General features: G+C 42.4%; 23 protein-coding genes. 11 read left to right on the top strand and 12 right to left on the bottom strand.

The window, feature by feature from the left end; all coding sequences use genetic code 11:
* Positions 1-415: 415 nt before the first annotated feature.
* The 3 genes from G337_RS0116455 (at position 416) to serA (ending at position 3,237) form a co-directional block, all read left to right on the top strand.
* On the top strand, positions 416-1,015 hold the full coding sequence (locus G337_RS0116455; RefSeq protein WP_028864875.1) for a 5-formyltetrahydrofolate cyclo-ligase: 600 nt from the start codon (positions 416-418) through the stop codon (positions 1,013-1,015).
* A 113-nt stretch (positions 1,016-1,128) separates the two neighbouring features.
* A complete protein-coding gene (gene rpiA, locus G337_RS0116450) occupies positions 1,129-1,785 on the top strand; it encodes a ribose-5-phosphate isomerase RpiA (RefSeq protein ID WP_028864874.1) in 657 nt (218 codons plus the stop codon).
* 222 nt (positions 1,786-2,007) lie between these two features.
* Positions 2,008-3,237 (top strand): phosphoglycerate dehydrogenase, encoded by a 1,230-nt coding sequence (gene serA / locus G337_RS0116445; RefSeq protein WP_028864873.1) that lies wholly within the window; start codon positions 2,008-2,010, stop codon positions 3,235-3,237.
* Positions 3,238-3,310: 73 nt separating this feature from the next.
* On the opposite strand, the gene G337_RS26450 is transcribed toward serA, so the two are convergent.
* From G337_RS26450 to hrpB, 6 genes are all read right to left on the bottom strand, one after another.
* Positions 3,311-4,042: a GGDEF domain-containing protein gene (locus G337_RS26450; RefSeq protein ID WP_051303316.1), complete on the bottom strand. Its 732-nt coding sequence runs from the start codon at positions 4,040-4,042 to the stop codon at positions 3,311-3,313.
* Between the two features lie 143 nt (positions 4,043-4,185).
* Positions 4,186-5,133 carry a 23S rRNA (adenine(1618)-N(6))-methyltransferase RlmF gene (gene rlmF / locus G337_RS0116435; RefSeq protein WP_028864872.1) on the bottom strand — a complete coding sequence of 316 codons (948 nt, stop codon included), beginning with the start codon at positions 5,131-5,133 and terminating at the stop codon, positions 4,186-4,188.
* Between the two features lie 20 nt (positions 5,134-5,153).
* Complete coding sequence (locus tag G337_RS0116430) at positions 5,154-5,876, bottom strand: DUF3108 domain-containing protein (protein WP_028864871.1); 723 nt, start codon at positions 5,874-5,876, stop codon at positions 5,154-5,156.
* A 7-nt stretch (positions 5,877-5,883) separates the two neighbouring features.
* A complete protein-coding gene (locus G337_RS0116425; protein WP_028864870.1) occupies positions 5,884-6,285 on the bottom strand; it encodes a SufE family protein in 402 nt (133 codons plus the stop codon).
* 1 nt (position 6,286) lies between these two features.
* The gene (gene mrcB, locus G337_RS26445; protein ID WP_037027740.1) at positions 6,287-8,449 is read right to left on the bottom strand and encodes a penicillin-binding protein 1B; all 2,163 of its coding nucleotides are present in this window, start codon (positions 8,447-8,449) and stop codon (positions 6,287-6,289) included.
* A 24-nt stretch (positions 8,450-8,473) separates the two neighbouring features.
* Entirely contained in the window at positions 8,474-10,948 is a 2,475-nt protein-coding gene (hrpB, locus tag G337_RS0116415; protein ID WP_028864869.1) for an ATP-dependent helicase HrpB, read from the bottom strand.
* A 270-nt stretch (positions 10,949-11,218) separates the two neighbouring features.
* On the opposite strand from hrpB, the gene dksA reads away from it, so the two are divergent.
* The 7 genes from dksA to panD all read left to right on the top strand — a co-directional run bounded on the left by dksA (position 11,219) and on the right by panD (position 17,077).
* A complete protein-coding gene (dksA, locus tag G337_RS0116410) occupies positions 11,219-11,668 on the top strand; it encodes an RNA polymerase-binding protein DksA (protein ID WP_028864868.1) in 450 nt (149 codons plus the stop codon).
* A 69-nt stretch (positions 11,669-11,737) separates the two neighbouring features.
* Entirely contained in the window at positions 11,738-12,625 is an 888-nt protein-coding gene (gene gluQRS, locus G337_RS0116405) for a tRNA glutamyl-Q(34) synthetase GluQRS (RefSeq protein WP_028864867.1), read from the top strand.
* Positions 12,626-12,889: 264 nt separating this feature from the next.
* Positions 12,890-14,290 (top strand): polynucleotide adenylyltransferase PcnB, encoded by a 1,401-nt coding sequence (pcnB, locus tag G337_RS0116400; protein ID WP_028864866.1) that lies wholly within the window; start codon positions 12,890-12,892, stop codon positions 14,288-14,290.
* A complete protein-coding gene (folK, locus tag G337_RS0116395) occupies positions 14,283-14,768 on the top strand; it encodes a 2-amino-4-hydroxy-6-hydroxymethyldihydropteridine diphosphokinase (RefSeq protein WP_028864865.1) in 486 nt (161 codons plus the stop codon). The genes pcnB and folK overlap by 8 nt, the downstream gene beginning before the upstream one ends.
* Before the next feature lie 66 nt (positions 14,769-14,834).
* Positions 14,835-15,629: a 3-methyl-2-oxobutanoate hydroxymethyltransferase gene (gene panB, locus G337_RS0116390; RefSeq protein ID WP_028864864.1), complete on the top strand. Its 795-nt coding sequence runs from the start codon at positions 14,835-14,837 to the stop codon at positions 15,627-15,629.
* 24 nt (positions 15,630-15,653) lie between these two features.
* Positions 15,654-16,508, top strand: a complete 855-nt coding sequence (gene panC / locus G337_RS0116385) for a pantoate--beta-alanine ligase (RefSeq protein WP_028864863.1) — start codon at positions 15,654-15,656, stop codon at positions 16,506-16,508.
* A gap of 188 nt (positions 16,509-16,696) precedes the next feature.
* Complete coding sequence (gene panD / locus G337_RS0116380; RefSeq protein WP_028864862.1) at positions 16,697-17,077, top strand: aspartate 1-decarboxylase; 381 nt, start codon at positions 16,697-16,699, stop codon at positions 17,075-17,077.
* 96 nt (positions 17,078-17,173) lie between these two features.
* Here the strand turns inward: panD and G337_RS0116375 are convergent, their stop codons facing one another.
* From G337_RS0116375 to hpt, 6 genes are all read right to left on the bottom strand, one after another.
* Positions 17,174-17,785: a protein-methionine-sulfoxide reductase heme-binding subunit MsrQ gene (locus G337_RS0116375; protein WP_028864861.1), complete on the bottom strand. Its 612-nt coding sequence runs from the start codon at positions 17,783-17,785 to the stop codon at positions 17,174-17,176.
* A gap of 7 nt (positions 17,786-17,792) precedes the next feature.
* Entirely contained in the window at positions 17,793-18,821 is a 1,029-nt protein-coding gene (gene msrP, locus G337_RS0116370) for a protein-methionine-sulfoxide reductase catalytic subunit MsrP (protein WP_028864860.1), read from the bottom strand.
* 124 nt (positions 18,822-18,945) lie between these two features.
* Entirely contained in the window at positions 18,946-19,608 is a 663-nt protein-coding gene (gene trmB / locus G337_RS0116365) for a tRNA (guanine(46)-N(7))-methyltransferase TrmB (protein ID WP_028864859.1), read from the bottom strand.
* Complete coding sequence (locus G337_RS0116360; protein ID WP_028864858.1) at positions 19,605-20,378, bottom strand: ABC transporter permease; 774 nt, start codon at positions 20,376-20,378, stop codon at positions 19,605-19,607. The genes trmB and G337_RS0116360 overlap by 4 nt, the downstream gene beginning before the upstream one ends.
* The gene (locus G337_RS0116355; protein WP_028864857.1) at positions 20,368-21,291 is read right to left on the bottom strand and encodes an ABC transporter ATP-binding protein; all 924 of its coding nucleotides are present in this window, start codon (positions 21,289-21,291) and stop codon (positions 20,368-20,370) included. The genes G337_RS0116360 and G337_RS0116355 overlap by 11 nt, the downstream gene beginning before the upstream one ends.
* A 16-nt stretch (positions 21,292-21,307) precedes the next feature.
* Positions 21,308-21,841: a hypoxanthine phosphoribosyltransferase gene (gene hpt, locus G337_RS0116350; protein WP_028864856.1), complete on the bottom strand. Its 534-nt coding sequence runs from the start codon at positions 21,839-21,841 to the stop codon at positions 21,308-21,310.
* Positions 21,842-22,067: 226 nt separating this feature from the next.
* Between hpt and G337_RS0116345 the strand changes: the two genes are divergently transcribed.
* Positions 22,068-22,361: a hypothetical protein gene (locus G337_RS0116345; RefSeq protein ID WP_028864855.1), complete on the top strand. Its 294-nt coding sequence runs from the start codon at positions 22,068-22,070 to the stop codon at positions 22,359-22,361.
* Positions 22,362-22,994: the final 633 nt, after the last annotated feature.

Below are 22,994 nucleotides of genomic sequence, written 5' to 3'. Positions count from 1 at the left end.
AAATTAAAGTCATCTTTTTTCATAATCACCAGTAGTATTTAATTATTTAAAATAATAATACTATTAGATCACATAATTAGGCGGAATGGTATAATTCAATATTACAGCTAATAACAATAATTCTGGGTTACTTACCTCTTTTCCTGAAAAACACCAAGAAACATCTACTCCTTGACCATCCAGCTCAAAATCACAGTTAACAACACTTCTTGGGTTACTCTTCATCTGCTCTTCAAAAAAACCAAAAAATCAACTCTTTAAGAACCTAATTAAAAATAACCGTTTATAAAAATACGCTTAGCTCAACCAGTCTGTTAAGCAGCTCTAAATATCCATAATTTTCAAATTATTAATCTGCTTTTAACAATGATATTCTGCAAATTCATTCTTACTTTAGATAAGTTGTTTAAACACGATGAATTTAAGTTCACAAGATCTGTCTCGCGATGAAATTCGTAAACATATTCGTAAACAGCGCCGCTTATTAACGCCTGCTCAACAGAGTCTGGATGCTCAAAAACTATTTTCAAAATTAATCAGACACGACAAGGTTATAAAAGCGCACAAGATAGCAATATCGCTTGCCCATGACGGTGAAATTGAAACATTCGCTTTTATCAAATGGTGCTGGGCTAATAAAAAACAGGTTTATCTGCCTGTTGTACACCCTTTTAGTAAAGGGCATTTACTGTTTCTGCACTACACCAGCGATTCAGAAATGGTAACTAACAAGTACGGTATTTCAGAGCCGAAACTAGAACAGCAGCATACCTGCCCAGTTACAGATTTAGATATTATCTTTGCTCCGCTGGTTGCATTTGATCAACAGGGAAACCGTATCGGTATGGGAGGCGGATACTACGACCGCATGCTTGCGCCCTGGTTCAAAAACAAAAGCGGCCCCTATCCAATCGGTTTGGCACATAACTGCCAGCAGGTTAAACAGCTGCCGATCAAAAAGTGGGATGTCCCCCTGCCTGAAATTATCACGCCCTCGGAGCATTATATCTGGTAAGTTAAATCCCGGTTAAATATACAAATTTCATCATTATCATCTGGATAACTGCATTGTTCAGGTTATAATTCGGGCACTTTTACCTATGACCTAAAAAACAGGATACACAACTCATGACTCAAGATGAAATGAAAAAAGCGGCGGCTTACGCGGCCCTAGAATACGTAGAAAAAAATTCAATTGTCGGCGTAGGCACAGGCTCAACAGTAAACCACTTTATTGATGCACTAGCGACAATGAAAAATGAGATAAAAGGCGCGGTATCAAGCTCTGAAGCTTCAACAGAGAAATTAAAAGGATACGGAATTGAGGTTTATGATCTTAACGAAGTTTCTGATTTAAGCATTTATGTTGACGGTGCTGATGAAATTAACTCATTCAATCATATGATCAAAGGCGGCGGTGCAGCGCTTACCCGTGAGAAAATTGTTTCTGCCGTTGCAGATAAATTTATCTGTATTGTAGATAACACTAAAAATGTTGATATTTTAGGTGACTTCCCGTTACCTGTGGAAGTTATTCCAATGGCACGCAGTTACGTTGCCCGTGAGTTAGTAAAGTTAGGCGGCGATCCGGTTTACCGTACGGGAGTAATCACAGATAACGGCAATGTTATTTTAGATGTGCACAATATGAAAATTTCCGAGCCTCTAAAACTAGAAAATCAAATCAACTCGATTGTTGGTGTAGTAACTAACGGTCTGTTTGCTAACCGGGCGGCGGATGTTGTATTAGTCGGCTCTCCAGAAGGCGTTAAAACCCTAAAATAAACCTTTTACATAAGGTAATTCATTTACTGCATCAATGGATGAAGCAATAAATCGCCAAAATGTTATAAGTTGTAGCAATTAATCATATGTGAATTAGCTCACAGAAGTTCACATATGCTTCTATTTTTGCTATTTTAAAGACTCAAAAATTATTACGTATACCAATCCTTTTAAAATTGTTTGTCCATTTACCTTACGTTAAATAAGGCCCAAGGAAATAAAATGACTCAGTTTTCACTCAATAAAGACAAAATCAAAGTTCTTCTTCTTGAAGGTTTACACCAAAGCTCGGTTGAAACTTTTACCGATGCTGGTTACACAAACATTGAGAGCATCAAAACTTCCCTTAGTGAAGAAGATTTAATTGAAAAAATTAAAGATGTTCATTTTATTGGTATCCGCTCCCGCTCCAACCTGAATAAAAAAGTACTAGCAGCTGCTGATAAACTTGTTGGTATCGGCTGTTTTTGTATCGGCACGAACCAGGTTGATCTCGATGCGGCACAGGCAAAGGGTATTGCAGTATTTAATGCACCTTTTTCAAATACGCGCAGCGTTGCAGAACTTGTATTAGGTCAGGCTTTATTACTGTTACGCGGCATACCGGAGCGTAATGCTAAAGCTCACCGTGGTGAGTGGGATAAATCAGCAAACGCTTCCTACGAAGCACGTGGCAAAAAATTAGGTATTATCGGTTACGGTCATATCGGTACACAGTTTGGTATTCTTGCGGAAAACTTAGGTTTTAAAGTGTCATTTTACGACATTGAGAATAAATTAACCTTAGGTAATGCAACACAAATCGCCAGCATGGAACAACTACTTGCTCAGTCTGACATTATCAGTCTGCATGTACCTGAACTTGACTCAACAAAAAATATGATGGGTGAAAAAGAGTTTTCACAGATGAAAAACGGTGCAATTTTCATGAATGCAGCCCGCGGCACAGTTGTTGATATTCCGGCATTGTGTAACGCTCTTGAAAGCAAAAAACTATCAGGTGCGGCAGTTGATGTATTCCCGGTAGAGCCGAAGTCAAATAACGAAGAGTTTGAGTCACCGCTGCGTAAATTTGATAATGTTATTCTTACACCGCATGTCGGCGGCAGTACGCAGGAAGCCCAGGAAAACATCGGTTATGAAGTTGCCGGTAAACTGGTTAAATACTCAGATAACGGCTCAACGCTGTCTTCTAAAAACTTCCCGGAAGTTTCTTTACCAGCACATACCAATACCAGCCGTCTGTTACATATCCACCATAACCAGCCGGGGATATTAACTCAAATCAACCTGGCATTTGCTGAAAACAATATCAATATCGCCGGGCAATACCTGCAGACTAATGAAAACATTGGTTATGTAGTTATTGATGTAAACAGTGAAGACGGGCAGACAGCCCTAGTTAAATTAAAAGAGATTAAAGGCACAATCCGTGCGCGCCTGCTTAAGTAATTAACAGCCGAATCTTAAATTTTAAAGCCTGAATAAATTAATTATTCGGGCTTTTTTATAGTAAAAAATGGTATTAATCACTGACCACGCAGTTTTTTCCTTTTAATTTAGCTTTATATAAAGCTAAATCGGCACGTTTAATCAGATCTTCTAAAGTAGTGTCCGGATCAGCCTGACTTACCCCGAAACTAGCACTAAGTTCAATCCCTTCTTTTAACACTGTGCCGATATTGGCACGCAGTTTTTCAGCTAAAATGATTGCCTGAGCCAGCTCTGAAACAGGGCAGAGTATTAAAAACTCCTCCCCTCCCCAGCGAGCACAATAATCTGTTTTACGAGTATTAAACTCTAACTTTTCAGCAATATCTTTTAAAACTTCGTCACCTTTCTGGTGACCGAAATTATCATTGATCGTTTTGAAATCATCAATATCAAGTATCACTAAACAAAACGGTTCTTTATAACGCGTAAAACGATGCCATTCCGATGATAACTTATATTCTATTGCGCGGCGGTTAAGCAGCTCGGTCAGCGGATCCGTTGAAGCCTGCTCTTCAGCAAATGCGGCGAATTTAACACTGTCGATCCAGCGGCGGATTGCAAAATACATAAAGCTGATCATCAATACAAAAGTCAGGGGGATAAACTCGTCAATCTGCAGATCTTCATGGGAACGGGAAAACTCATACAGCAGCTCAAATAATTCCACTTCAGCAAAAAGCAGCCAGGCTAATATATTAAGCAGCAGGAGCAGAATAATATCGGTGATTAAGTTTTTTCTGTGACGGTATTTAAGAGTATGCATAAATAAACCTGTAAAGAGATATAAATCTTGCATTCCGAAGTCTAAATTAATAATAGACCAGAATAATTTAGTTTATTTATGCAGTAATTCTCTTGATAGAATAAGTTGAAGCTCACTCTCAATTATCTAATCAGCAGCCGCTTTTATTGACTGATAAAGTGTACCTGTTCCTCTTGAGTTAAAAAGCTCCAGGCAATTAAACGGCTGACTTTCTGTCCCTGGGACATTTTTATCACCTTAACCTGCTCTGCACCAAGCTGTGCTAATAATTTTTTCAGGGGAGCTATATTTTCAGACTTAGAAACTAAACTGCTGAACCAGCAGACTTGCCCGGCATAATTTTTACTTTCGCTGCTCATCAGCTTTAAAAATGCAATTTCACCTCCAGCACAGCAAAGTTCATTCTCCTGCCCGCCGAAGTTAAGCTTAACTGCAGCCGCCTTACCTTTATTAAGATTATTCATTTTACGCGTGGAGCCCGCTAACGCCTTGTCCATAGAGGCATGGAAAGGCGGATTACACATGCTGAAAACAAACTTGTCCTGTTTTTTTATAATGCCGGAAAAAATAGCCTGATCATTTTTCTGCAGTATAAGTTTAATACGGTCTTTCAGACCGGCATTAGATTTTACAATTAACGACGCCGTTTTCACGGAAAGCGGATCAATATCACTGCCGACAAAAGACCAGCCGTAGCTCTGACTGCCGATAATCGGATAGATACAATTGGCTCCGCTGCCGATATCTAAGGCTTTAATTTTCTTACCGGAGGGAATTTCACCATTAAAGGTCTCAGCTAATAAATCAGCCAGGTAATGAATATAATCTGCACGCCCGGGAATCGGCGGACATAAATAACCTTCAGGAATCTGCCAGAAATCAACATCATAAAAACATTTCAGCAGTGCCTGATTAAGCAGCAGAACAGCTTGAGGATCACTAAAGTTGATGGTTGCCTGCCCTTTTGGATTAACAGTAACAAAAGGGTTTAGAGCAGGGCAGGCGGCAGTTAGCCGGGTAAAATCATAACTGCCCTGGTGCAGGTTTCTAGGGTGCAGTGAAGCAGCCTTTTTATCTTTATTTTTAATCATTGTTTTTTCCGCAAAAGTGTTCACAACTTCTTAGTTGAGTGCTCAGTTAACTCTCCTCTAATATCCAGCATGTTACGCTGATAATGAAATTTAACCATCTGATAATTAATATCAGGAGCAAACCAGGCAATAAGTTTACGATCATCTTTTTGAGTCTGCTCTAAACGAAAAGTCTGCAGCGGACCAAATTTACTGTCAATTGACTCGGTGCCTTTCACTTCAAAAAAATAATGCGCAACTGAATCTGATGTCTGCATATAAAATTCAAAATGTCTCTGCCCTGCCTGCAGGCCCTCACTCAGCTGCAGGCCTAATGCATTAAAATCGACAATCTTATCCGTTTCATTTACAAACTCTTTGTTTTCACCATCAACCAGCAGCCTGCTTCTATGACCGTTTTGGGAAAAATCGGCGCTCATACTGACGCGGGTAAAACCAACATTATTGCGCACAAAATGCCTGCTCAGGAGTAACTGTGAATCTTTATCCCGGTAAACATCTGAAAGCTGGTTACCACCGAAAGAAAAAAACAAAAAAGCCAGATCAGCCGAGGTATTGACCCTCATATTCTGCCCATGCTGACTTAACTCTCTGGTTATTTGACCGACATTAATACTTTTATAGGAAACATCATAAACATAACGCTGTTCACTGTCAGGCCCCCCAGAGGCCTCCTGTGCAGATAAGTATTGAGGATTGAATATCCACAGGATAGAAAAAAAGAAAAAATATTTACTGTTCATAAGCAAATCAAACTCCTTTTATTTTCTCAACAATCGCCAGTAAACCATTGGCACGCGACGGGCTTAAATGATTAAGCAGACCCAGCTGTGCAAAAATATCATTAATATTCGTATCATGAATCTGCTCCGCAGTCTTTCCCTGAAATACAATCAGCAAAATCATCATTAACCCTTTAACAACCCGGGTATCACTGTCCATTTTAAAGTTATAGCTATTATTATTCTTTTCAATCAGCAGCCAGGCCAGACTTTCACAGCCCTTTACCTGATTTACCTCAGTTTTATTAATATCGGCAAGCGGCGGTAATTGTTTACCCAGCTGGATAATTAATCGATATTGTTTATCCCAGCTTTTATTTTCAATAAAGGCACTCAGCAGCTGCTCAATGGTCATTAAGGGGTCTGTCACTCTAACTTCCTTTTTTCTGTTTCATATAATCTGAAAATAATACTAATGCACCGCTGCTGCCGGTTAAACCAGCACTTTTGTTGTTATCTTTACCTACCCAGGTAGTAACCACTTCGTCTGCATCAAAGCCCAGGAACCAGCTGTCATTGAGGTTATTGGTTGTACCTGTTTTACCTGAAAAATGCTGCCCCTGATTACGCCAGCGTAAACTACGTGCGGTACCCTGCGTTGTCACTTTATGCAGAGTATCTGTTAATTGTTCAACCGCCTGCCGTGAGAAGACTTTATGCGCCTTATTTGAGCGCCTGTATAAAACCTCGCCCTCTTTTGAAAGGATGCTGCGTATTAAACTTAACGGTTTATAAACACCGCGCATAGTAATCGGCTGATACATCTGCGCTACCTGAAAAGGAGAAAGAGACAAGCTCCCCAATACCAGCGACGGATAAGCTTTTATTTTCTCCTGAACGCCCATTTTGTGCAGGTTATTAATAATATTGTTAAGTCCGACCTGCATGCCTAAATTAACCGTAGGCACATTTAAAGAATAAACTAACGCTTCTTCTAAGCTGACCTCACCGCGGAATTTTCGGCTGTAATTTTTCGGTTTCCAGCGCTGCCCTGTGGCATTTTTAAGAATAATTTCTTTATCATCTAAACGGTAGTCTAAATCGTAACCGGCATCTAAAGCGGTCAGATACACAGCCGGTTTAACCAGTGAACCGATCGGACGGTTAGCATCGAGAGCCCGGTTAAAACCGCTGAATTTAACATCACGCCCGGAAACTAACGCCCGCACCTCTGCATATCTGCGGTCGCTCACCACCATCGCTCCCTGCAGATCACTCTGATCTTTTTTTTCAACTCTTTCGACACCGTTATGTACAGCAAGTTCAGCATTCCGCTGCGCCAGCGGGTCGATTGAAGTGAAGATATGCATACCGCTTGATTTACGCACACCAGAGGGCACCTTAGTTTGTAATTCCCGGTGCAGTAAACTGATAAAGGCCGGATTGGCCCGATTATCCAGGGCACGTCTCTCGCTTAAGTTCAGCTCGTCTGCAACAGCATACTTATAATCGGCAGTACTGATAAAGTTATTTTCAACCATCAAGCGGAGCACTAAATCGCGCCGTGCTAACGCTCGTTCAGGATTACGGCGCGGATTATAATAGGAAGGCCCTTTGATAATAGCCACCAGCAGTGCAATCTGCTCAACACGTAGTTCATTGATCGGCCGGGCAAAATAAAAGTCACTGGCAAGACCAATGCCGTAAATACCGGCATTACCGTTCTGCGCCAGATAAACCTCATTAAGATAAGCTTCCAAAATGGCGTCTTTACTGTATTTATAATCCATCAGAACAGCAATATACGCCTCCTGAAACTTACGCCATAAGCTGCGGTCCTGAGTCAGAAACAGATTCTTCGCTAACTGCTGAGTTAATGTACTGCCCCCCTGGACAGTTCGTCCTGCCTGAAAGTTCACAATAAAAGCACGCGCGATAGCAAAAGGAGAGATACCCTGATGATGGTAAAAATCACGATCTTCCATCAGCAGCAGGGTATCAATAAACAAGCTGGGAATACGCTCAAAAGGTACAAAGACACGATCTTCAATAGTATCTGAGTGCAGGCGCTCTAACAGCAGCGGATCTAAGCGGATTGAAGTCAAACTCTGTGCCCGCGCATTTTTAATCGCTGCGATTTTATTTTCTGAAAAACGAACCGTGATCTGCACTGCGCTTTCAGGCTGATTAGGAAAATCAAAAGCACGCCGATAAATGGATACCTGCTGATTATTAACGGCATACTGCCCGCTTGCCTGCAGCGAACGAACCGGGCGGTAGTTTAATAACTGCAGCTCTTTAATTAACGACTGCTGTGACAGCTCCTTACCAGGTGTTAACAGCAGCGGGCGGGCATAAACCTGTGCCGGCAGTGTCCAGGTAGGTCCGTCTAGCTTACGTTCAATTTTCCGATCAAAATAGATTCCGGCGATAAGCATAAACGCAATAAAAGCTAAACTGCCTTTCCAGAGAAACGACCAGAGCCCGCTAAAAAAACGCTGTTTAAAGGAGGTTTTTTTCTTAGTTTTTCTTTTCTTTTTTTTATTTTTTTTGTTTTTTGAAAAAAACGTAAATAAAGCGCTTATTTTAGGCATTAATTTTCCAACTGTATTTCAATTTCATTTCATATGTTTTTTAGTACGTTTAGTGGCGGCTGCCTCAAGCGGGTTATCCGGCCAGTAATGCTTAGGATAACGCCCGCGCATCTCTTTTTTGACCTCTGTATAAGCTCCCTTCCAGAAAGCGGCTAAATCCTGGGTCAGCTGCAGCGGACGCATTGCCGGAGAAAGCAGCGCTAATTGTAACTGAATACGCCCGTCAAAGATGCACGGTGTTTCCTGTTGTCCGAATAATTCCTGCATACGTACCGATAATACCGGCGGCTCAGTATCTCGATAACTGATTTTAATATTTGATCCCGTCGGCACTTTAATCACCACCGGGAAAAGTTCATTAAAAGTCTGCTGCACTGGCCAAGGTAGACGCGCAAGTAAAGCCCCTTTAAGATCCACACGCTTTAACTGATCCGGTTTTGTCACGCCGTTTAGATAGGGTCCCAGCCACTGCTCACAGTTTTCAAGTAAAATTTGTTCACTAAAATCTGGAAAATCAATTTTATAATTAAAAAACCTCAGCTGCGCAGATGCAAAACGCAATCTGCTCAACAGCTGCTTATCTTCATCCGACCAGGACAAAACTGCCAGACCCGCCTGCCTGATTCCGCTTAAAACTGCCGCACTTTTCTGCTCATTACTAATATTAGTCAGTGGGCGCTTACTAATCAGCAGGCTTCCAAGGTTCAGACGCTTTTCTGCAATTAATTTTTTAGTCGACAACTGCCAGCAGATATAATCCTGCTCACTTAAATAATCAGGCAGATAAGTCTGGATTATCTCCAGTGAAATAGGACAAGCCTTATAAATCAAGCTGTTTACTGTGCGGTCCGACAAAGCAAGATCCGCCGCCACCAGCATAGCCTGCCCGGTTAAATTCGACTCGTGAAACAAAGACGCACCGATTCCGTTACTTAATAAATATACTCCGTTATTAAGATCTCGGGCTTTAGCAATGCGGTCAGGATAAGCAAGTGCTAACAACAAACCGCAATAGGCTGACGGTAAGGCCTGTCCTGTCCTCTTCTGTGCAAGTTTCTTTAACAGAATAGACTGCTGCAGCTTAACCGCAGACGAGGGCTTTAACACGCTCTGCTCAATATCATCACTGCCTTTCTCATTACTTTCCAGCAGTGCGGCCAGCAGACAGGCGAGCTCTACCAGACCGCTTATGTGATGCTCTTTCTGCAGGGAAACAGCCTGAAGTAAAAGGTGCCCTAAGCGCGGATTAACACCCAGTTTTATTATCGCCTGACCATGCCCGGTACAACGATCTTTAGCGTCAACGGCACCTATGCTTTTTAATAAAGATTTAGCAGCATCAACATTGACCTTTGCCGGCTGAGTAATAAAAGAAAGTTCATTGAGATCTGCTACCCCCCAGTTCAAAACTTCTAAAACTAATGAAGTTAAGTCGCTGCGGTTGATTTCAGGCGAAGCCTGCTTATTCAGACGTGTTTCTTCTGACCATAAACGGTAACAGGTTCCGTGACTTAAGCGCCCTGCCCGTCCGGCGCGCTGTACGGCATTAGCAGTGCTGATCCGCTGTGTATGTAATTTACCGATACCCGACTGCACCTGATAAGACATACAGCGTTCAAAGCCTGAATCCACCACCACACTAATACCTTCAATAGTTAAACTGGTTTCAGCGATATTGGTCGCGATAACTATCTTACGCATCCCGGACGGACAGTTAGTAATAGCTTTCTGCTGCTCATCTAAGGTCAGTGCGCCGTATAAGGGAGCGATAAGCACTTTATCCGGCAGTTGAGAAAAATAGCCACGCAGTAAAGACTCACACTGTTTTATCTCTTTTATGCCGGAAACAAATACCAAAATATTTCCTGTCTGCTCCTGATAAGCGCGTTTAATTAATTTAACTAAGTCGGGTATCAGAGTCTGTTTACTGCTGCTTTGATAAAAATAGTCAATAGGAAAAGACCGCCCGGCAGAGGAGACACACACAGCACCGGGCAGCTGTTTGTGCAGACAGCTGTTATCCAGGGTTGCCGACATAATCAGCAGTTTTAAATCCTCACGTAATGCCCCCTGAACATCAAGTGCAAGCGCTAAACCTAAATCAGCCTGTAAATTACGCTCGTGGAACTCATCAAAAATCAGCAGATCTACACCGCTTAATTCCGGATCATGCTGCAGCATACGTGTCAGCACGCCTTCGGTCACAATTTCTAGACGGGTATCTTTACTAGTTTTATTCTCACCGCGCATACGGTAACCGACCCTGCCGCCGACTGGCTCCTGCAGCAGCGAAGAAAGATAATAAGCAATATTTTTAGCAGCCAGCCTGCGCGGTTCAAGCATAATGATCCTGCCGCAAAACCACTGTTCTTTAACCATCAAAAAAGGCAGAAAAGTTGACTTGCCGGCACCGGGGGGCGCCTGCAGAATAACTTGCGGGGCACGTGATAAACTTGACTGTAACTGCTTGATCACGGACTCAATAGGTAAAGAAGGCAAATAACTCTCCGCTAAAATAAAAATAAAAATAAAAATCAGTAAAATTACGACATAGTGCGCTGCTCGACATTTCCGCTAAAAAACTAAGTTTTGACAGCACAAATAAACAACAATTCATTGACTCGCGCTACACTTGTTGCTATAGATAGCGGCCGAAAATAAGTGGAGCCATTTTAGCGTAATTTCTCTGCAGGTTTAATATCATTTTGTTACTGTATTGATGCAGGTTAGTTCAAGCAGTCAATCATGCATCAGTTAAAGGAAAATTCTATGCCAGCCAATAATACTAAAAAAACATTAGGCATTTTAGCCATTGCCGGAGTTGAGCCGTATCAGGAAAAAAGCGGCGAAGAGTACATGAATAAAGAACAGCGTGATCACTTCACTAAAATTCTTGACGCATGGCGCAAACAATTACGCGAAGAAGTTGACCGTACAGTTGACCATATGAAAGATGAAGCGGCTAACTTCCCGGATCCGGTTGACCGCGCGACACAAGAAGAAGAGTTTAGTTTAGAGCTGCGTGCACGTGACCGTGAACGCCGTTTAATCAAGAAGATTTCTAAAACATTAAAGAAAATTGAAGAAGATGATTTCGGCTTCTGTGATTCCTGCGGTATCGAAATCGGTATCCGCCGTTTAGAAGCACGCCCTACTGCTGATTTATGTATCGACTGTAAAACATTAGCAGAAATCAAAGAGAAACAAATTGTAGGTTAATTTGTACCTTTGAATAAAAATAACGGTTAGCCTTGTGCTAGCCGTTTTTTGTTTGTGGAGTGTGACTTTTTGAGTAATAACAAACCTTATCGCGGACGTTTTGCCCCTTCCCCTTCCGGCTCTCTGCATTTCGGCTCACTTACCGCGGCCCTGGGCAGTTATCTGCAGGCAAAGTCGCAGCAGGGCTCATGGCAGGTGCGTATTGATGATATTGACCCGCCTCGAGAAGTACACGGCGCTGCCCAGGATATTCTAGAAACACTGCAGGCTTACGGCTTAAACTGGGATGGTGATGTTATTTATCAGAGCACCCGCGGCCGGGCTTATGAGCAGATTCTAGCTGAACTATCGGATCTCAATCTAAGTTACGCCTGCGCCTGCACGCGGAAAATCATTAAACAGCAGGGCGGCATCTATCGCGGCACCTGCCGCAATAAACACTTAGCGATGCACAACCACGCACTGCGTATCAACCTGCATAGTCTCGCTGAGCCCGTTGCGCATTTCCGCGACCGCCTGCAGGGAGATGTTTATTTAAATGCACTTGAAGCTGCAGAAGATTTTATTATTAAACGTAAAGACGGTTTTTACGCCTATAACCTAGCAGTGGTGATTGATGATATTTATCAGGGTATAACCGAGGTGGTACGCGGTTCAGATCTGCTTTATACCACGGGTAAACAGCTCACTCTGTATAAGTTGCTCAAGGTACAGGAGCCGGATTACATTCATCTGCCGGTTGCCGTAACTGCGCCGGGTTTAAAGCTCTCCAAACAAAACCATGCATTAGCAATTGATAAAAAGAATCCCGTTCCCACTTTATTAAAAGCGTTAGACTTTCTTGGACACCCGGCTCCGCTAGAGATGCACACACAGAACTGTGCACAAATATTAGACTGGGCGGTCAAAAACTGGTCATTAAGCAGCGTCCCCAAAAAATCTGAAATTCTGATTTAAAAAATATTTTTGAATAATAAAAGCACGAAGAGCCCGTTGAAACGCTTGTCTAACCGCGATATCAATAAAAGCAGGTCACAAATTCAAAATTTATTTGTTTTTCCCCTGTCACGCACATAAAATAAGCGCTTATTTTTTCAAGCCAAATTATTACAGCAGAAACATTGCTAGCAGAGACAAAAAACTCTCTTATTTTATGCATTGCTGTCAGTATCAATCACCGAGGATAGAGTTATTAAACGATTAAGCAAATTCGTGAAGAAAGTGTTTGCCAAGAAAAGCAGGCAGGTACCTTCAGCGACAGCATTGGATAAATACAAAATTCCACGTGATCAGCACTCTATCTCACGCCGGGATATTGATGAAAATGCCTTAAAGGTACTTTATCGTTTACATAATGCCGGGTTCCGCGCTTTATTAGTCGGCGGCGGTGTTCGTGATCTGTTACTTGGTTTGAAACCAAAAGACTTTGATATTACCACCGATGCAACACCGGAAGAGGTTAAAGCCTTGTTCCGCAACTGTCGCTTAATCGGCCGGCGCTTTCGCTTAGCACATATTTTATTCGGCCGTGAAGTGATCGAAGTTGCCACCTTCCGCGGTCATCATGATGAAAAAGACGCGCAGGACAAACAGAAAGTAAAACAGTCACAGGGTGGTATGCTGCTGCGTGATAATGTTTACGGTGAATTAGATGAAGACGCCGAGCGCCGCGACTTTACCGTTAATGCGCTGTATTACGATATTGCTGATTTTTCAATTTATGACTTCTGCGGCGGCATGAATGATTTAGCTGAACGTAAGTTAACCTTAATCGGCGATCCGGAAGTGCGTTACCGCGAAGATCCGGTACGCATGCTGCGCGCCATTCGTTTTGCAGCTAAGTTAGACCTTACCATCAGCGAGCAGTGCGCCGAGCCGATCCGACGCCTGGCACCGCTTCTGCAGGATATCCCGGCAGCTCGTCATTTTGACGAAGTGATAAAATTACTGCTTTCCGGACAGGGGTTAACAACTTACCGTTTATTAAAAGAATATAAACTGCTGCAGATGTTATTTCCGATTCTGTTCAAAGACGGAGAAGATGATAAAGCAACCGCCATTATTGAGCAGGCTTTAATCGACACAGATCAGCGCATTGCTTCCGGAAAACGAGTTACTCCGGCTTATATCTACGCAATTATGCTCTGGTACCCGCTTGAGCAGCGTGCTCAGGAGATGAGTTTTGAAAGCGGCATGGATTACCATGATGCATTTATGCTGGCGATGAACGAAGTGCTGAGCATTCAGGTGAAAACCATTGCTATACCAAAACGTTTTACGGCTGCGGTTCGTGATATCTGGATCCTGCAGCAGCGCCTGCCGCGCTTCGGCGGTAAACGTGCACAGCGGGTTTTCCATCATATCAAATTCCGGGCTGCATTTGATTTCTTATCACTGCGCGCCAAAGTGGAACAAAGCACTGAACTTGCAGAGTTAACTGCCTGGTGGCAGGAGTATCAGCAGCACAACAAACTTCCTGAACACAATTACAGCCATAGAGCGAACAATAAAGCGGCTGAACGTAAACCAGGCGAGCATAAAGGCGACGGCAAAAAACCTTATAAAAAACGTAAATACTCAAACAGTAAGCGTAAAGCAAAAGCGGTAAGCAGCAATGATTAGTTATATCGGCATAGGCAGCAATCAGGCAGATCCGCTCAGCCAGGCCAGGTTAGCAGTCAAAACACTGCAGCAGCTTCCGCGGACAACAGTCTTGAAGTGCTCGTCACTGTACAGCAGTACTCCGATGGGACCGCAGGACCAGCCGGACTACGTCAATGCAGTTGCCGAACTTGATACGCAGCTGAGCGCACTTGAGCTGTTAGATGAGCTGCAGAAAATCGAACTTGCACAAGGTCGAGTACGCAAAGAAAACCGCTGGGGACCGCGTACCTTAGACCTTGATATTATCTTATATGATAATCAGAACATTGCTAATGAGCGTCTGACGATCCCTCATTACGGAATGAGACAGCGCGAGTTTGTGCTTTATCCGTTACAGGAAATAGCACCGGATCTTGTTTTACCGGATATGACGCATTTATCGCAATTAACCAGGCTGTGTGATAAAAATGGACTGACCATTATCGGTCAGTTATAAAATAAAAAAATCACCCGCAGAATTTATCAAACCACTTTATAAATACTTTCCGATTTAGGAGCTATCATGGCTAAAATTAGCGTTTCTCGTTTGGCTAAAATGAAACAAGACAATGAAAAAATAACCTGTATTACCGCATATGATGCTAGTTTTGCAGCTATTTTTGACCAGGCAGGTATTCAGGTTTTATTAGTAGGTGACTCGCTGGGCATGGTTTTACAAGGACATGACTCTACCCTGCCGGTAACCGTTGATGATATAAAATATCATACTGCATCGGTTGCCAGTACTGCTCAACAAGCACTTATCATCGCTGATTTACCCTTTATGAGCTACTCAACTCCTGAGCAGACCTTCGAAAATGCCGGCATTTTAATGCGTGCAGGCGCAAATATGGTGAAATTAGAAGGCGGAAAATGGCTGGCAGAATCAGTAAAAGGGCTGGTTGAGCGCGGCATTCCGGTATGCGGTCACCTAGGCTTAACGCCGCAGTCGGTTAATGTTTTCGGCGGCTATAAAATACAGGGACGCGAAGACGAGCAGGCAGAAAAGCTGATCAGTGATGCTTTATTACTGGAAAAATCAGGCATACAGCTGCTGGTTTTAGAATGTGTGCCAGTATCTCTTGCAGAACGCGTAACTAAAGCCTTAAAAATACCGGTAATCGGCATTGGTGCAGGCAGCGGTACTGACGGACAAATTCTGGTAATGCATGATGCATTTGGAATTTCTGCCGGATTCTGCCCTAAATTCTCTAAAAACTTTTTAGTAGAAACGGGTGATATTCGTCGTGCAGTGGCACTTTATAAAGAACAAGTGGAAAACGGATCGTTCCCTTCTTCTGAACACAGTTTTTACTAAGTTAATTTTAAAGAAGAAAAACATATGCTTATTATTAATGATCCTGACCAGCTGCGTGAAAAAATCAAACAGCTCAAATCACAAGGGCAGGAAGTTGCCTTTGTGCCGACCATGGGCAATTTACATGACGGACATTTAACATTAGTTCGTCAGGGTAAGAAAAAAGCACCGGTTTTAGTGGTTAGTATTTTTGTTAACCCGATGCAGTTTAATAATGCCGCCGATTTAGATAATTACCCGAAAACACTAGAAGCTGACTGCAAAGCGCTTGAGCAGGAAGGTGTGGATATTGTATTCACTCCAAGTGCAGATGTGATTTACCCGAACGGCTTAGCAGCACAGACTTATGTTGAAGTACCCGGCTTATCGGACTGTTTAGAAGGCGAACTTCGTCCGGGACATTTCCGCGGTATGAGCACCATAGTGAATAAGTTATTTAACCTTGTTCAACCGGATTACGCCTGTTTTGGTGAGAAAGACTTTCAGCAGCTGGCAATCGTTAAGCAGATGGTCACAGATTTAGCGATGCCGATAAAAATCATCCCGGTTGCCACGGTACGTGAAAGCAGCGGTTTAGCTATGAGCTCGCGTAATAACAAGCTCAGCACATGTGAAAAAGAGCAGGCGCCATTATTAGCTCAAGTGATGAATAAACTGGCGCTTGATGTACAAAACCAGCAGGCAGAGCATGGCCTGTTAATTCATGATGCATCAAAACAGCTTGATAATAACGGTTTTAATACTGATGCGATTCATATTGTTGACAGCAGTACATTACAGGCAGTCAGCAGCGAAACGCGGCAGGCTGTTATTTTAATGGCGGCATTTTTAGGCTCAACCCGCTTAATTGATAATAAAGTCGTCAACCTCGTTAGCTAAAAGACTCATATACTAGGCATTTGCTTATAAAAGCAGACGCCTTTAAGATGCTGAAATCAGCAGATCGATTAGTGATTTGGATAGAACTGCTAGACTGGGCAAAATTTGCACCAGTCAGCGTTTTACTTTATAGTCGCCGTCTTGCTGAAAAATTCAGCGAATTATTACTAGAAAAGAAAGGTTTTTGTATGCAAAAGACAATGCTTACCGGCAAACTTCATCAAGCTCGAGTAACTCATGCAGAGTTAAACTATGAAGGTTCGTGTGCTATCGACCAAGACTTCCTTGATCAATCCGGCATTCTAGAATACGAGAAAATCGAAATTTACAATATTGAAACCGGCGGCCGTTTTTCAACTTATGCTATCTCTGGTGAACGCGGTTCAAAAATAATCTCTGTAAACGGCGCAGCGGCGCGTATGGCTGCTGTTGGCGATCGAGTGATTATCTGTGCTTATGCAAGTTTAAATGCAGCTGAGATTGCTAATCATAAACCAAGCCTAGTTTATTTAGATGCACAGAACAATATTGTCCGCACCAGCAAAGATGTGCCAGTTCAAGTCGCTTAAGCTGACTTAGCTGGTTACAACATAGTGCACGGATAAATCCGATAACAGCCCGCTGTTATCGGATTTTTTATTTCCTTAACACAATCCTTCCGGCAGCTAGCGCTTTTTAAAACTTAACAGCAGAGATTTAAAGTAGCTTCTACGTGTAGAAAGTAATAACAGACAGATAATAAAGTAGATTATCGGTTCGGTTAACCCGGATTTTACCGCCCAGTAATAGTGAATCGTCGCTAGTAAAACAGCTAGATATACAAAGCGGTGCAGGGTAAACCAGGCTTTCTTCATTTTCTTTTTCAGCGCGGTGATAGAGGTGATGCTCAGCAGCAGCAGAATAACCCAGGTAACCGCACCAAGCGACAGATAAGGACGCTTAATCACTTCATCAATAAACAAAGAGAACTCCCAGTTTAACTCTAACCACAGAAAAGTCGTAAGATGCAGACAAGTCCAGAAGAAACAGTACAATCCCAGCAGACGCCTGGTTCTCATCAACAGGGGCTGCCTAAAGCGTTTCGCTAACGGTGTAATCGTTAAAGTTAAGAGCAGATAATTAAGGCCTGTTTTCCCTAAAAAGTGAATCATATCTTTTACCGGATCCGCACCTAGTAAATCCTGATCAATTAAATACCATAAATATAGAAAGGTGCATAACGAAGCAAGGTGAATAAGTGATTTAATAAGCAGTAGAGCATTCGTTGAAATCTTCATTTAAATCCTAAAAATAACGTTTTAAATCCATGCCCTTATATAAATGAGCAACTTCTTCCTGGTAACCGTTAAAAGGCAGTGTAGCTTTGCGGCTTTGTGCAAATAAATTACCTTCACCAATAAAACGTTCACTCGCCTGGCTCCATCGGGGGTGGTCTACATCCGGATTAACATTGGCAAAAAAGCCGTATTCATTAGAAGCGATTTTCTGCCAGGTATTTAACGGCGCTTTATCGGTAAGGGTAATACGCACAATGGATTTAATCCCCTTAAAACCATATTTCCACGGTACCACTAGCCGTATCGGTGCACCATTCTGCGGTGCGAGGGTTTTACCATATAAACCAACGGAGAGCATAGTTAAAGGGTTCATAGCCTCATCCAGGCGCAGGCCTTCCACATAGGGGTAGTCAATACCGCCTCCGATACGACGAGATGCCTGACCGGGCATCTGCTGCGGATCATAAAGTGTTTCAAAACGTACATATTTTGCTGAACTTTTTGGCGAAACCGACTTAATTAACGATGCCAGGGTAAAACCTAACCAGGGAATATTCATCGACCAGGCTTCAACGCAGCGCATACGATATAAACGTTCTTCAATCTCAAAGCGTTTTAACAGATCTTCATAATGCAGCGTTATCGGTTTATCAACTAAGCCGTCAATGGTTAACGACCAGGGATCAACTTTAAACTGCTGCGATGATGTAAAAGGATCTGCCTTACCTGTACCAAACTCATAATAATTATTGTACTGCAGGATCTTCTTTTCCGGCGTTAACGGCATTAAAGACTGATAAACAGGATCTTTTGCATAGCTAAGTGTTGTTCGCTGAAATACTGCAGTGGAGTTATCGGCATTCGTTTTATTATCGGAAAATAGATCAAAGAGACCTGCTTTAGCCGGATTAACAAAAGGAAGTCCTAAAGCAGCCAGGCCTAATCCTTTAATAATTGAACGCCGGTTGTTATAAAAACTTTCACTAGTTAATGCGGACTCTTTAATCTCTGATTTCTTTTTGAATTTTATAAGCATAGCTTTCCCTACAAAGTTAACTGTAGGAATAGAGACCAGCAGCAGCGCAGAAAAATTGCAGTGGAAAAATAAAAAAGGATGCACAGCGGCATCCTTTCTATAAACACAGGTTAAAGAGCGGAACTCAGCCCTTAAGACTCGCCGTTAAGCGTAATGACTGCTGGCCGCTGGCCCAGTACTTACGCTCAAAAGGTGTTATCGCCTGCTCGCTGGTATACAGTTCAACTTTACTCTCCTGCCCGGCAAGCTCTAAAGCGCGGGCGAACTCATGAATATAAGTAAACCAGTTGCTGCGCAGCTCCAGTTCGCCGCCTAGCTGCAGTATAGAAGGGAAAACCGCACTGCCGTGCCAGCGGCGCTGCAGATGTTTCGCTTTCGGCCACGGATTCGGGTAGAGAAGATAATGATGACTTAACTGCCACTCTGCTTCCACAGCTAAGCGCCAGAAATCATTAAGATTAACCTGCAGCAGGCGGTAATTATCTGCAATTGACTGCGGGTGTTTTGCTAAACGATCCGCAGACTTATCCATACCTAAGACAATCGCTTCTGGATGTTTTTCAGCCAGGTGGTAAGTACTTTCCCCTACTCCACAGCAGGAATCAAAGATAATCGGCTTGCCCTGCTGTTCAACCCACTTTTCACATTGTTTAAATGCGGCTAAAGTATGCTCCTGATAAGGTTTACGAAAAGCATGTTTGAGATGTTTTAATACCACCTCATCTAACTGCTCGTGTAAGCCTTCCTGGTTAGAGCTGATCACTCTAGAATTTCCTAGCTCACTCATGAACGTGTACCAATCCCTTTTTTAAGCAGTAACGCCACAAGGCTGTAAAACGTCACAATAAATATGCCGAGAATCGAAAAAGACCAGACTAAGGATACGTCTGCAATACCTAAAAATCCGTAACGAAACGCATTGATCATATAAAATACCGGATTAAAGTGAGATACACCCTGCCAGAAGTCCGGCAGCAGACTAATTGAATAGAAAACCCCGCCTAAGTAGGTAAGCGGTGTTAAAACAAAAGTCGGAATAATGCTGATATCGTCAAAGGTACGTGCAAAAATTGCATTTAACAGACCGCCGATCGAAAACAGAATCGAGGTACATAAAACACTCAGCAGCAGTACAAAAATATTAAATATCTGCAGATCAACAAAAAATAAGGATACACAGGTAACGATAAAACCAACCATTAATCCACGCGCGACACCGCCGCCGATATAACCCCAGATAATAATGTAATTCGGTACCGGTGCAACCAGCAGCTCTTCAACATTACGCTGAAACTTAGCACTGAAAAATGAAGAAGCGACGTTCGAATAGGAGTTGGTGATCACCGACATCATAATTAATCCCGGGACAATGAAAGACATGTAATCATAACCTCCCATTTCACCGATGCGCTTACCAATTAGGTTGCCGAATATTACAAAATACAAGGTCATGGTAATGGCAGGCGGTACTAATGTCTGCACCCAGATACGTAAAAAACGGTTGATCTCTTTGATCCAGATACTTTTTAACGCAACCGCATAATTACTATTTATCATTTATGCTGCCTTTTTCTACGAGCTCAAGGAACAGCTCTTCTAAACGGTTAGCTTTATTTCGCAAGCTGTTAACACGCACTCCCTGCGAACTTAATTCTTCAAAAACTTTATTGAGTGACTGCTGTTTACTCAGTTCTATTTCTAAAGTATTTTCATCGGTCTGTGTAATTTTAAAATTACGGCTGCTGGGTAAGTGCGTCGGCGGATCAACATCTAAAATAAAAGTTTCACTGTCAAGCCTAGCCAGCAGAGACTTCATACTGGTATCTTCAACTAAGCAGCCTTTATCGATAATACCTATATTGCGGCACAGCATTTCAGCTTCTTCAAGATAATGCGTAGTAAGGATAATAGTGACTCCCTGCGCATTTAACTTCTGCAGAAACTCCCACATAGAACGGCGGACTTCGATATCAACACCAGCAGTCGGCTCATCTAAAATAAGTAATTTAGGTTCATGCATTAAAGCACGGGCAATCATTAAACGGCGTTTCATACCGCCGGATAACTCCCGTGCAGGTTCATCTTTTTTATCCCAAAGATCCAGCTGCTTAAGGTATTTCTCAGCTCGGATATAGGCTTCTTTGCGTTTAATACCATAATAGCCGGCCTGATTAACAAGAATCTGTAACGGTGGCTCAAACTGATTAAAATTAAACTCCTGCGGTACCAGACCGATTTGACTTTTCGCCTGTTCAAGCTGACTGTCTAAATCAAAACCAAAAACCGTAACCTGTCCCGCACTTTTATTAACCAGCGATGAAATAATACCGATAGTTGTCGATTTACCTGCTCCATTCGGTCCAAGTAATGCATAAAAATCGCCCTCTTGAACTTGTAAAGAGATACCTTTTAAGGCTTCAACGCCGCCCTTATAAACTTTCTTAATATCTTTTAGATCGATAGCATGCATGCTGTTTTCAGCCTTATTAATCAAAACTAACGAAGCCGATATAAGGTAGGTTACGATAAAGTTGAGCGTAATCTATGCCGTATCCGACAACAAACTTGTCTTCAATAGAAAAACCTTCCCAGTCCACGTCTACCTCTACTTCTCTACGAGAAGGTTTGGTAAGCAGTGTACAGATAGCAAAAGATTTTGGATCACGCAGCAGGAGCATTTTTTTAATTTTAGTCAGCGTATTTCCAGTATCGATAATATCTTCAACGATTAAAACATCACGGCCATGAATTTCTTCGTCAAGCTCTTTTAATATTTTCACATCTCCAGAGCTGTCTGTACCACTACCGTAACTTGAAGTGGCCATAAAATCTAAAACCACGGGAACGGTAAGCAGACGAGCTAAGTCAGCCAAGAAAATAGCCGAGCCGCGTAATAAACCAATAAGAACAAGGGTTTCACTGTCTTTATAACGTTCATTAATTTCTGAAGCCATCTCTTGAATACGTTTCTTGATCTCTTCTTCGGAAATCATCGTTGTAATAGTGTGGTTTGGGTTCATGGAAAACTCCGATAAATAAAATAGCCGCCGATTATATCACTAAATGCACTTGTCTAAAGGTACAAAATCAAGCAAAGCTAAAATCAACTTACTATTCCTTAAAGACAATAAATAATACAAACAGCCTGCCAATAACAAAGCAATGAACTATAACTAATAATAAGTATTTACAAATATGCCTTTATATTATCAACACGAACTTATTCAACTAATTAAGGGGAATAGTATGATTTTTTCACGCGGACAGGTTTTATTATGCAGTAACGGTACATGGAGAAAAATCACCGGTGTAAACCGCTGGAAAAATGAAGTTTATTACACCTCCAATTCCACTGCAGAAAAATCGGTTTATACAACCCAGAACATGAGTATGCAGTTCTGGTGTACTTATCACGATGTACGCATGGTAGATTCTATCCATACCGCAATGCTCTGTACCCGCTTGCCTGAATTAACAAAAACAGCACATAATAAAGGCCTGCATTTCGCCGAGAAAGAGATGGCATTGGCGTTTGGCTGAGAAATAGGTGGAGCAGGAACATCGAGGATCGCTTGGCTATCACAAAATATGCAGATGCTGGAAAGTGGAGATAGTCAGCAGGGCTTATTCTGGATTTAATCGCTTAGCTTGTGCGACTTTGTGGCGATGGAACAGGGTTAGCAGAGCTCACCAGCTCGTGATACATCGCTATCGCGATACTCGGCCTACTCTCACATGGGGAGACCCTCTTGTATTGCAGTCCCTTGAACAAGGTTCCTTGGTCCAGTGGACCAAGGACAAAACGGCAGGATAGCCGTTTTGAACAGCTTTAGCGGCCCAAAGGGAGAGATGCATGGATGCTACGAATTTAACTTTGTTTGACGTTGACGGGGCCGCGTCTGAAAGTTAAAAACAAAAGTATCTAGCGATTGACAGCAAGCGCTGTGCTAGCCGATGGCAATGGGACAGTCGTCGCGGAGCTCCTCCGCTCGTGACACTGCGCTGTCGCCAAATCTCCAGGGCACTCAGAGCTTATACCATTCCGCCTAATTAACTGGTCAGTATCATCCAATCTCTAGTGCACATTTTCATTACTCTTTTACTATCACTTACAAAATCATTCCAAGCATCACATACTGCATCAACTATTGAGTCGTAACCATTAAAGCATCT

The sequence above is a fragment of the Psychromonas aquimarina ATCC BAA-1526 genome (assembly GCF_000428725.1).
GTDB classification, from domain to species: domain Bacteria; phylum Pseudomonadota; class Gammaproteobacteria; order Enterobacterales; family Psychromonadaceae; genus Psychromonas; species Psychromonas aquimarina.
Note: the sequence above shows the minus strand (reverse complement) of the source record. Positions and strands in the feature narration are given on the sequence as shown.

Coding starts and splice junctions, on each gene's coding strand:
- G337_RS0116455 (WP_028864875.1), top strand. CDS start 416: ATGAATTTAAGTTCACAAGATCTGTCTCGCGATGAAATTCGTAAACAT.
- rpiA (WP_028864874.1), top strand. CDS start 1,129: ATGACTCAAGATGAAATGAAAAAAGCGGCGGCTTACGCGGCCCTAGAA.
- serA (WP_028864873.1), top strand. CDS start 2,008: ATGACTCAGTTTTCACTCAATAAAGACAAAATCAAAGTTCTTCTTCTT.
- G337_RS26450 (WP_051303316.1), bottom strand. CDS start 4,042: ATGCATACTCTTAAATACCGTCACAGAAAAAACTTAATCACCGATATT.
- rlmF (WP_028864872.1), bottom strand. CDS start 5,133: ATGATTAAAAATAAAGATAAAAAGGCTGCTTCACTGCACCCTAGAAAC.
- G337_RS0116430 (WP_028864871.1), bottom strand. CDS start 5,876: ATGAACAGTAAATATTTTTTCTTTTTTTCTATCCTGTGGATATTCAAT.
- mrcB (WP_037027740.1), bottom strand. CDS start 8,449: ATGCCTAAAATAAGCGCTTTATTTACGTTTTTTTCAAAAAACAAAAAA.
- dksA (WP_028864868.1), top strand. CDS start 11,219: ATGCCAGCCAATAATACTAAAAAAACATTAGGCATTTTAGCCATTGCC.
- folK (WP_028864865.1), top strand. CDS start 14,283: ATGATTAGTTATATCGGCATAGGCAGCAATCAGGCAGATCCGCTCAGC.
- panB (WP_028864864.1), top strand. CDS start 14,835: ATGGCTAAAATTAGCGTTTCTCGTTTGGCTAAAATGAAACAAGACAAT.
- panC (WP_028864863.1), top strand. CDS start 15,654: ATGCTTATTATTAATGATCCTGACCAGCTGCGTGAAAAAATCAAACAG.
- panD (WP_028864862.1), top strand. CDS start 16,697: ATGCAAAAGACAATGCTTACCGGCAAACTTCATCAAGCTCGAGTAACT.
- G337_RS0116375 (WP_028864861.1), bottom strand. CDS start 17,785: ATGAAGATTTCAACGAATGCTCTACTGCTTATTAAATCACTTATTCAC.
- msrP (WP_028864860.1), bottom strand. CDS start 18,821: ATGCTTATAAAATTCAAAAAGAAATCAGAGATTAAAGAGTCCGCATTA.
- trmB (WP_028864859.1), bottom strand. CDS start 19,608: ATGAGTGAGCTAGGAAATTCTAGAGTGATCAGCTCTAACCAGGAAGGC.
- G337_RS0116360 (WP_028864858.1), bottom strand. CDS start 20,378: ATGATAAATAGTAATTATGCGGTTGCGTTAAAAAGTATCTGGATCAAA.
- G337_RS0116355 (WP_028864857.1), bottom strand. CDS start 21,291: ATGCATGCTATCGATCTAAAAGATATTAAGAAAGTTTATAAGGGCGGC.
- hpt (WP_028864856.1), bottom strand. CDS start 21,841: ATGAACCCAAACCACACTATTACAACGATGATTTCCGAAGAAGAGATC.
- G337_RS0116345 (WP_028864855.1), top strand. CDS start 22,068: ATGATTTTTTCACGCGGACAGGTTTTATTATGCAGTAACGGTACATGG.